The following is a 7,900-nucleotide window of genomic DNA, read 5'->3' as shown; positions in this document are numbered from 1 at the left end:
ATTGAAATCCCGCCTGCCGGACTTGAACCAGCAACATTTGGATCTACAGTCCAACGCTCTGCCAAATTGAGCTAAGGCGGGAAAATGGGTCCGCCCGGATTTGAACCGGAGTCTCAGGCTCCCAAAGCCCAAAGGATCGACCAAGCTACCCTACGGACCCACATACAAAAATGCATGTAGATAACATACTAATAATAATCTATGCATTCTAATATATAAACATTACTATAATTAGCAAAATATTCTAAAAAATCACATTTGGAAACATAAATTAAAGCCTCGGACGGGAATTGAACCCGCGACCACGAGATTACAAGTCTCGCGCTCTACCAGACTGAGCCACCGAGGCCTAGCTCCATATAAATAGAACACTATAAATTATGTTAAATGTACTTTAAATACTTTACTATAAAATACAAAAATCAACTTAAAATTTAAATAATATTGAAATTATAATTAATAATCATGATAAATACTGAAAATGAATTATTGAATAATATTGAATATACATTAACTAAAATCAGACAGAAAAATCCATTAACTCATTGTATAACAAATTCCGTTACTATAAATGATTGTGCCAATGCAGTTCTTGCAATTGGAGGATCCCCATTCATGGCAGAAGATGCAGAAGAACTCGAAGAAGTTGTAACAATTGCTGATGCTTTGGTAATAAACATTGGCAAATTAAGCAAAGAGCAGATAAACTCCATGACTGTAAGTGCTGAAGCTGCAAATAAAACAGACACCCCAATCATACTCGACCCCGTTGGAGTCGGCGTGACCGAACTTAGGAATAAAACTACTCTCCATTTAATTAACAATTACAAAATGGCTGCAATAAGAGGGAATATTAGTGAAATTAAAGCAATAGCCAAATTAGTTGGAGTAATTGATGAAAACAATACTGCAAAAGGTGTTGACGTGAATGTTGATGACCTCATTACTGAAGAAAACCTGAATGCCAACGGTGAAATAATAAAGGAACTTGCAAACAAACTAGATACAACCATATTGGCTAGCGGACCTATCGACATTTTAAGCGACGGGAAAACAACAATAGCAATTGACAACGGAGATGACATGATGCCATTAATTACAGGTAGCGGATGCATGTTATCCTCAATAGTTGGAAGTTGCATTGGAGGATCAACACCTCTTGAAGGAAGTTTAGTGGCAATTTTAGCAATGAATCTTGCAGGTGAAAAGGCAAGAGCAAAAGTAGATGAAAGAAATGAAGGAACTGGTTCATTTAGAACTTATTTAATAGATTACCTTTACAGAACTAATGCCAAAAGCTTAGTAAACGAATCAAAAATTAAGATACTATGAATACTATAGATTTATCACTTTATCTGGTAACCGACAATAGCGATGACGTTGAAAAATTCCTTAATACCATTGAAGAGGCAATAAAAGGTGGAGTAACAGTAGTTCAAATTAGAGAAAAAACAGCTGATACTCTTGATTTCTATAGGTTATCCCTGAAAGTAAAAGAAATAACAACAAAATACAAAGTGCCTTTAATCATTAATGATAGGGTTGACATTGCACTGGCCATTGATGCTGATGGAGTTCATGTAGGTCAATCAGATATGCCGTGTGACGTTACAAGAAAATTAATTGGACCAAATAAAATATTGGGCGTTTCAGCGGCCACAATCCCTGAAGCAAGAAAAGCTGAAGCGGATGGTGCAGACTATATCGGAACAGGAGCAGTATTTCCAACAGCAACCAAAGATGATGCTCCCAAAGTTACAAAAGAAGAATTGGCAGAAATTGTTAAATCAATCAACATTCCTGTTGTAGCTATTGGAGGCATTAATCTCGATAATGCCTGCGAATTAACCGATACTGGAATTGCAGGACTATCAGTAGTAAGTGCAATAATGAGTTCCGACAATCCCAAAAAATCATCCGAAGAGCTATTGAATATTTTTAATAGTTAATTCAATTTATTTTAAAAAAAAGGAAATATAAAAGTAAATATTTTTACTTTTTACTATTTTTTAGAGCTTCTACGGCAGCCAACTCTTTACCTGCCAACATGCTAATACAAGCTCCACCACCACTGCTCAAGTGGCTCATTTGATCTTCGAGACCAAGACCTGAAGTGGCAGCCGCAATATGGCCTCCTCCTATTAATGTGAAACCATTGGAATTCGCCATAGCATTGATTAAATCCTCAGTACCCATAGAAAATTTAGGGTCTTCAAATACACCAGCAGGACCATTAGCAAATATATACTTGGCTTCCCTGATTTCTTTTGCATAAAATGCAATAGTCTTTATACCAATGTCAAAAATGGCTTCATTTGGAATTTCACTATTGTCAATGTCCACACGTTCACCATCAAGTTCACATGCCACATCAATAGGATACTTAACCTTATCCCCAAATCTTTCAATTAATCCTTTGGATTTTTCGACCATATCCTCATATCCCCTGCTGGTTATGAAATCCCTATTTACTTGGCCAATGTCGATGCCTGCAGCCCATAAAACGATATTTCCAACAATACCTGTTGTTAAAATAGAATCTGCAGTACCATTATTCAATACATTTTCCATCACTCCGATGGAATCATCGGCCTTCATTCCGCCAAGCAAGAACACACAAGGATGTTCAACATTATCAAGAGCACTTTGTATGACAGTCAACTCCTTTTCCATTACACGGCCTGCCGCTGAAGGTGTGTTGACGGTGAATCCAACTAAAGATGCCTGAGACCTGTGAGCGGCAGCAAATGCATCATTTACAAAATAGTCAATAAATGGAGATAAATGCTCTACAAGCAAAGTTTTGGATTGTTCCAGTGGAGTTCTTGAAAGGGTTTCCTCTGAGAAGAAACGTGCATTTTCAAGTAAAAGAATTTCATGTGGTTTTAAGGACTTAATTGCTTCTCTTGCAGAACTAGAAAACAATGAATCAACATATTTTACTCTTAAATTTAAAATATCTGATAAAGCATCAGCGTGTTGAGCTAAAGTTGTGAAATCGTTTTTACCGGGACGGCTTTGATGAGCAAGAAGAACAACTTTTGCTCCCTTATTGGATAATTCCTTAACAGTTTGAGCATGTAATTTTAATCTGGTATCGTCCAAAATAATTCCAGAACCAGGATCAACCGGTGAGTTAATATCAATCCTTACAAGTACAGTTTTATCTTCCACATCAAAATCATCAATTGTGTTAAATTCCTTAGCCATTTTTCTCACTCAGTTTATAATTTACTTACTAAATCAAGCAAGGCATCCTTTGGACTTTCAGCTTTAATTATTCCAGATGCAAGCAAAACACCGTCTGCACCCAAATCCATAGCTGCTTTCATATCATCACCAGTTGTAATGCCTGCGCCACACAATACTTTAACATCCTTATTGATGGCTTTAACTTCCTTTACGGTATCTTCAACAACTTCAGGTTGAGCTTGAGATACAGGAATGCCAGTACCGATTAATTCAGGTGGTTCAACAGCAACAGCAGTAGGGGCAAGAGTGGCGACCGCTTTGGAAGTTTCAATGTTGTTAGTGCATACACATGATTCAATTTCATTGTCCGCACATAACTTAACGACTTCAGCAATGTCTGCCAGTTTCATTCTTTGCTCTGAGTGATTAATTAAAGAACCGCTTATTCCGGCATCAATCAAAGTATTAACAAGACTTGACCCGGTATGGCCCCCTGGAGAAATTGGATCGATATGTTGGGCAAAAATAGGAAGAGAAGTTTCTTCACTAATCCGATAGATATCTGCGGCCTGAGGGGATGCAACCATTGTAATTCCGGATTCGTTTGCAGCACTTTCCAAGTCATGTGCGAGTTCTAAAGCATTCATACCACTTGATTCTAAATAAGTTTTATAATTTAATATCACAATTGGAGTGTCCATAATAATCCCACAATTACTCTTTAGTAATAATATTTGAACAACATTATTAAATAAATTTTTGATTAACGTAGTTTAGTTTGTAAAAATTATATACTACAAAAACTAAAATAACTTTAGTATGTCATTTAATGAAAGCCAAATAGAAAAATTAGAAAAAAGCGGATATCGGTTCGTCGGCAGCCATGGCCATGCTGCAGTTAAAACCTGCCACTGGACACGCCAGAGCATTTCGGACAAGGGAGTATGCTATAAGGAAAAGTTCTACGGAATCAAGTCCCACAGATGTCTGCAGATGTCTCCTGCAGTTCCAAACTGTCAGCAGGAATGCGAATTCTGCTGGAGGGATTTGACATACACACAAACACATTGGGAAGATGAAGAATATGATGACCCAAAAACCATAATCGATGAGGCCATAAAGGCTCAGAACAATTTGATGTGTGGCTTTTATGGAAATCCCAATGCAAACAAGAAAAAATTGGAAGAAATGAAAAAACCAAACAATGCCGCTATTTCACTGGCTGGAGAACCTATGCTCTATCCAAAAATCGATGATCTGATTGGAGAGTTCAACAGAAGGGACTTTACAACATTTGTAGTGAGCAACGGCCAGTGCGTCGACAGGTTGAGAAACCTTGAAAACGATCCTTATCAACTATACCTTTCCTTGGATGCACCTAATGAGAAAATATTTAATGAAGTGTGCAGACCCAGAATAAATGATGCTTGGTTGAATTTAAACGAATCACTCGAAACATTAGCTAGCTTTAACTCACGTACATGTATAAGAAATACTTGTGTTCGTGGAAAAAACATGGAAAATCCGGAAGAGTATGCAAAGTTAATTAAAAAAGCAGACCCTGATTTTGTTGAAGTCAAGGCATACATGTATGTCGGGTCATCACGCAAACGCTTGACAATGGACAATATGCCACTGTTTGATGAGGTTAAGGAATTTGCAAAAAAAATAGGTGATGAGTGCGGTAAGGAAATAGTGAATGAATCTGAAATCAGTCGAGTTGTCCTGCTCGAATAGCCACTCTTTTTCCGATTTCAAATGCACTTTCCAAATCCTTAGGAAATCTTGTTTTACGAATATGTTTTCTTTCCCTTTCATCGAAAGCATCTGAAACATATTTCGAATAGTCCTTAAACTGATAAGTTTCATATACATAGAGATGTTCAGGTTTGGTGAAAACCATGCCTAAACCCATCTCAAAGTGGTTGTGAAGGTCATGATAGCCAATTTGATGTGAAACTTCTTCAGACGCATTCATAGTGTAGATATAAGCCAATGGTATCTTCTTATGCTCAACAGTTTCTGTTTTGCTATATGCTAAAAATGGAAACATGAATCTTTCTAAAAAGCACCTCATATTTCCAGTAACATCACTAAAGTAAATTGGTGAGCCCAGTATAATGCCATCCGCCTTTGAAATCTCATCAAGAATAGGCTTTAAATCATCATTCTGAACGCATCGTCCGTAATGCCTGCCACCTATCCTTTTGCAAGCAAAACAGCTCTTACAGCCATGGAAAGGAAAGTCATATAAGTTTATCCTTTTAACTTCCGCATCAGGATAAACATCTTTAATGCCTTCCAAAGAACTATCCAAGAGTTGGGCCGTATTGCAGTTAGGCCTTGGAGACCCATTGATAGCAAAAAATTTCATTGATTAACCCTTAGCCTTAATCTCTTCGCAAAGCTCAACAGCTTTAAGGGCAGCCTTTTCCATTGAAGTCTCATAGGAAATTCCTGCTTCCTCTAAAATCCTTTGACCTTCTTCCTCATTGGTTCCGGTTAATCTGATTACAATAGGAACATCACGCTCAACATTTTCCAAAGCCTTGATTACTCCACGGGCAACATCATCAGCCTTAGTAATACCTCCTAAAACATTTAAAAATACCACTTTTACTGGGTCATAGTTCAATACAATGTTTAAAGCTTGGTTAATAATTTGTTCTGAAGCTCCTCCACCAATATCCAAGAAGGTTGCTGGTTCTCCGCCGTTAATCTTAATCATGTCCATTGCAGTTAAAGTTAGGCCTGCGCCATTACCAATTACAGCAATGTCCCCATCCAATTGAACAAAGTCCACTGCTTTTTTCTTGTAGTGCATTCTTTCAACCAAATCCTGATGTCTGAACAATGAATCGTTTTCGACAACCATTTTAGCATCAGCGGCAATTAAACCCTCTTTGGTTAAAATCAATGGGTTAATCTCAGCAGTATCGGCGTCATATTTATCGAATACATTATACAATTTCCAAATCATGTCCCCCATCGGGGAGATTAATTCAGATGGAACATCCATCCTACGTGCGATTTCACGTGCTTCATATGGTAAGAATTCAATTAATGGATTTGGATAGTATCTGATGATTTTTTCAGGGTTTGTTTTAGCCAGGTTTTCAATTTCGACCCCACCCTCTTTACTTGCGAGAATTACAGGTCTTCTAGCACCCCTATCAACTGATACGGTTACGAAAAATTCATTTAAAATATCGGCTTTTTCTTCAATTAAAAGGTGTTTTACTTTTTCACCTTTAATTTCCATCCCAAGAATTTCATCGGCAACTTTTAAAGCTTCACCAGGGTTATCGGCAAATTTAACACCTCCGGCTTTACCTCTACCACCAGTTAAAACTTGTGCTTTAACAACAACTGGGACGCCCATTTCAGAAGAAATTGTCATGGCTTCTTCTGGAGAGTATGCCACATGGCCTTCTAGAATTGGAATGCCTTCATCATTAAATATTCGTTTTGCTACATTTTCAAAAAATCTCATAATAACACCTATTCAGCTAAAGCATATCCCGCTTCAAAAGCTTTAATATTTTTCTCCTCGGTTCCTTTAGGAACGCTAACTTCAATAGCTTTAATAGCCGCTTCTTTAGAGATAACTTTAGTAATTTTTGTAATAGCTCCAACCATAACAATATTAGCTACAATCTTCAAACCAATCTCATCAATAGCTGTTTTGGTTGCTGGAGCTTCATAAACTTTAATATTATGCTCCTCTATAAAATCTTTAACATCTTCAACATCGGTTGTTCCGGGATCGACAATCAATGTTCCTTCATCTTTCAAATCCACAATATATTTCATTAAAGCCTCGTTAGACATGGCCACTAAAATATCCGGACTTTGGACTTTTGGATACTCCACTTTGCCGTCACTAATAACAACTTCACATTTAGAAGCTCCACCACGAGCTTCAGGACCATATGATTGTGTTTGAACTGCTTCTTTTTCATCAAAAAGACTTGCAGATTTACCTAAAATAATACCTGCAAGAATAATTCCTTGACCTCCAAATCCACAAATTCTAATTTCAGTTCTCATTTTATCCCCCTATAGCTCAGTCTCATATGCAGAATTAATAACAGTTTTATTGCCTGATTTTTCTACACTAATCTTATCAAGGTTTTCTGTGAATTCATCCTTTCGAATATTAGCAAATTCACCAACAACAATTTTACCTTCTAATTCTTTTGCTCTCATCCTATCCGCAGCAGATTTAAATACGGTATTTGCTTTCATTATTGCAGCCATTGCAGTAGGAGTTTTTAATTTATTTTTACGACCAAAGTAGGTTGGACATTGAGTTGCAACTTCAATAAATGAAAATCCAGGATTCTTTAATCCGTCTTTAATTGACAATACAAGATTCTCAATTTGGACGGTTGTCCATCTTGCAGAATAAGTTGCACCGGCCGCCGCAACAAGTTCAGCTAATTTAAATGGAGCATCTTGGTTTCCATATGGTGCAGTAGTTCCAAAACTACCTTTAGGAGATGTAGGGCTGATTTGACCCCCAGTCATACCATAAATATTATTATTGATACATATTACAGTCAAGTTAATGTTTCTTCTAGCTGCATGAATTAAATGATTACCACCAATAGATGCCGCATCACCATCACCAGTGAATACAACAACGTCCAAATCCTTATTGGCTGTTTTTAATCCAGTTGCAAAACTTAATGCCCTTCCGTGAGTA

Annotated in this window: 9 protein-coding genes and 3 tRNA genes; 3 read left to right on the top strand and 9 right to left on the bottom strand. The window is 37.2% G+C overall.

The window, feature by feature from the left end; all coding sequences use genetic code 11:
* Window positions 1-7: 7 nt before the first annotated feature.
* The 3 genes from ACKI4K_RS04200 to ACKI4K_RS04190 all read right to left on the bottom strand — a co-directional run bounded on the left by ACKI4K_RS04200 (window position 8) and on the right by ACKI4K_RS04190 (window position 349).
* Window positions 8-81, bottom strand: a tRNA-Tyr gene (locus tag ACKI4K_RS04200).
* A gap of 4 nt (window positions 82-85) precedes the next feature.
* Window positions 86-160, bottom strand: a tRNA-Pro gene (locus ACKI4K_RS04195).
* A 115-nt stretch (window positions 161-275) separates the two neighbouring features.
* Window positions 276-349, bottom strand: a tRNA-Thr gene (locus ACKI4K_RS04190).
* 116 nt (window positions 350-465) lie between these two features.
* Between ACKI4K_RS04190 and thiM the strand changes: the two genes are divergently transcribed.
* Both thiM and thiE read left to right on the top strand, forming a co-directional pair.
* On the top strand, window positions 466-1,332 hold the full coding sequence (gene thiM / locus ACKI4K_RS04185) for a hydroxyethylthiazole kinase (RefSeq protein ID WP_407422597.1): 867 nt from the start codon (window positions 466-468) through the stop codon (window positions 1,330-1,332).
* The gene (gene thiE, locus ACKI4K_RS04180; RefSeq protein WP_407422595.1) at window positions 1,329-1,949 is read left to right on the top strand and encodes a thiamine phosphate synthase; all 621 of its coding nucleotides are present in this window, start codon (window positions 1,329-1,331) and stop codon (window positions 1,947-1,949) included. Before thiM ends, thiE begins: the two co-directional genes overlap by 4 nt.
* Before the next feature lie 43 nt (window positions 1,950-1,992).
* On the opposite strand, the gene ACKI4K_RS04175 is transcribed toward thiE, so the two are convergent.
* Together ACKI4K_RS04175 and tpiA are read right to left on the bottom strand one after the other, a co-directional pair.
* On the bottom strand, window positions 1,993-3,210 hold the full coding sequence (locus tag ACKI4K_RS04175) for a phosphoglycerate kinase (RefSeq protein ID WP_407422593.1): 1,218 nt from the start codon (window positions 3,208-3,210) through the stop codon (window positions 1,993-1,995).
* A 14-nt stretch (window positions 3,211-3,224) separates the two neighbouring features.
* The gene (gene tpiA, locus ACKI4K_RS04170; RefSeq protein ID WP_407422591.1) at window positions 3,225-3,893 is read right to left on the bottom strand and encodes a triose-phosphate isomerase; all 669 of its coding nucleotides are present in this window, start codon (window positions 3,891-3,893) and stop codon (window positions 3,225-3,227) included.
* Between the two features lie 118 nt (window positions 3,894-4,011).
* Between tpiA and twy1 the strand changes: the two genes are divergently transcribed.
* The gene (twy1, locus tag ACKI4K_RS04165) at window positions 4,012-4,929 is read left to right on the top strand and encodes a 4-demethylwyosine synthase TYW1 (protein WP_407422589.1); all 918 of its coding nucleotides are present in this window, start codon (window positions 4,012-4,014) and stop codon (window positions 4,927-4,929) included.
* Here the strand turns inward: twy1 and ACKI4K_RS04160 are convergent.
* The 4 genes from ACKI4K_RS04160 to ACKI4K_RS04145 all read right to left on the bottom strand — a co-directional run.
* Window positions 4,904-5,566: a flavodoxin family protein gene (locus tag ACKI4K_RS04160; protein WP_407422587.1), complete on the bottom strand. Its 663-nt coding sequence runs from the start codon at window positions 5,564-5,566 to the stop codon at window positions 4,904-4,906. The genes twy1 and ACKI4K_RS04160 overlap by 26 nt on opposite strands.
* Window positions 5,567-5,569: 3 nt before the next feature.
* On the bottom strand, window positions 5,570-6,685 hold the full coding sequence (gene sucC, locus ACKI4K_RS04155) for an ADP-forming succinate--CoA ligase subunit beta (RefSeq protein WP_407422585.1): 1,116 nt from the start codon (window positions 6,683-6,685) through the stop codon (window positions 5,570-5,572).
* Between the two features lie 8 nt (window positions 6,686-6,693).
* Entirely contained in the window at window positions 6,694-7,242 is a 549-nt protein-coding gene (locus ACKI4K_RS04150) for a 2-oxoacid:ferredoxin oxidoreductase subunit gamma (RefSeq protein WP_407422583.1), read from the bottom strand.
* A 9-nt stretch (window positions 7,243-7,251) separates the two neighbouring features.
* The coding region (locus ACKI4K_RS04145) for a thiamine pyrophosphate-dependent enzyme (protein WP_407422581.1) at window positions 7,252-7,900 on the bottom strand (649 nt) is incomplete at its 5' end.

Source organism: Methanobrevibacter sp., from assembly GCF_045644645.1.
Taxonomy (GTDB): domain Archaea; phylum Methanobacteriota; class Methanobacteria; order Methanobacteriales; family Methanobacteriaceae; genus Methanocatella.
This window is presented reverse-complemented; position numbering and strand designations above follow the sequence as displayed.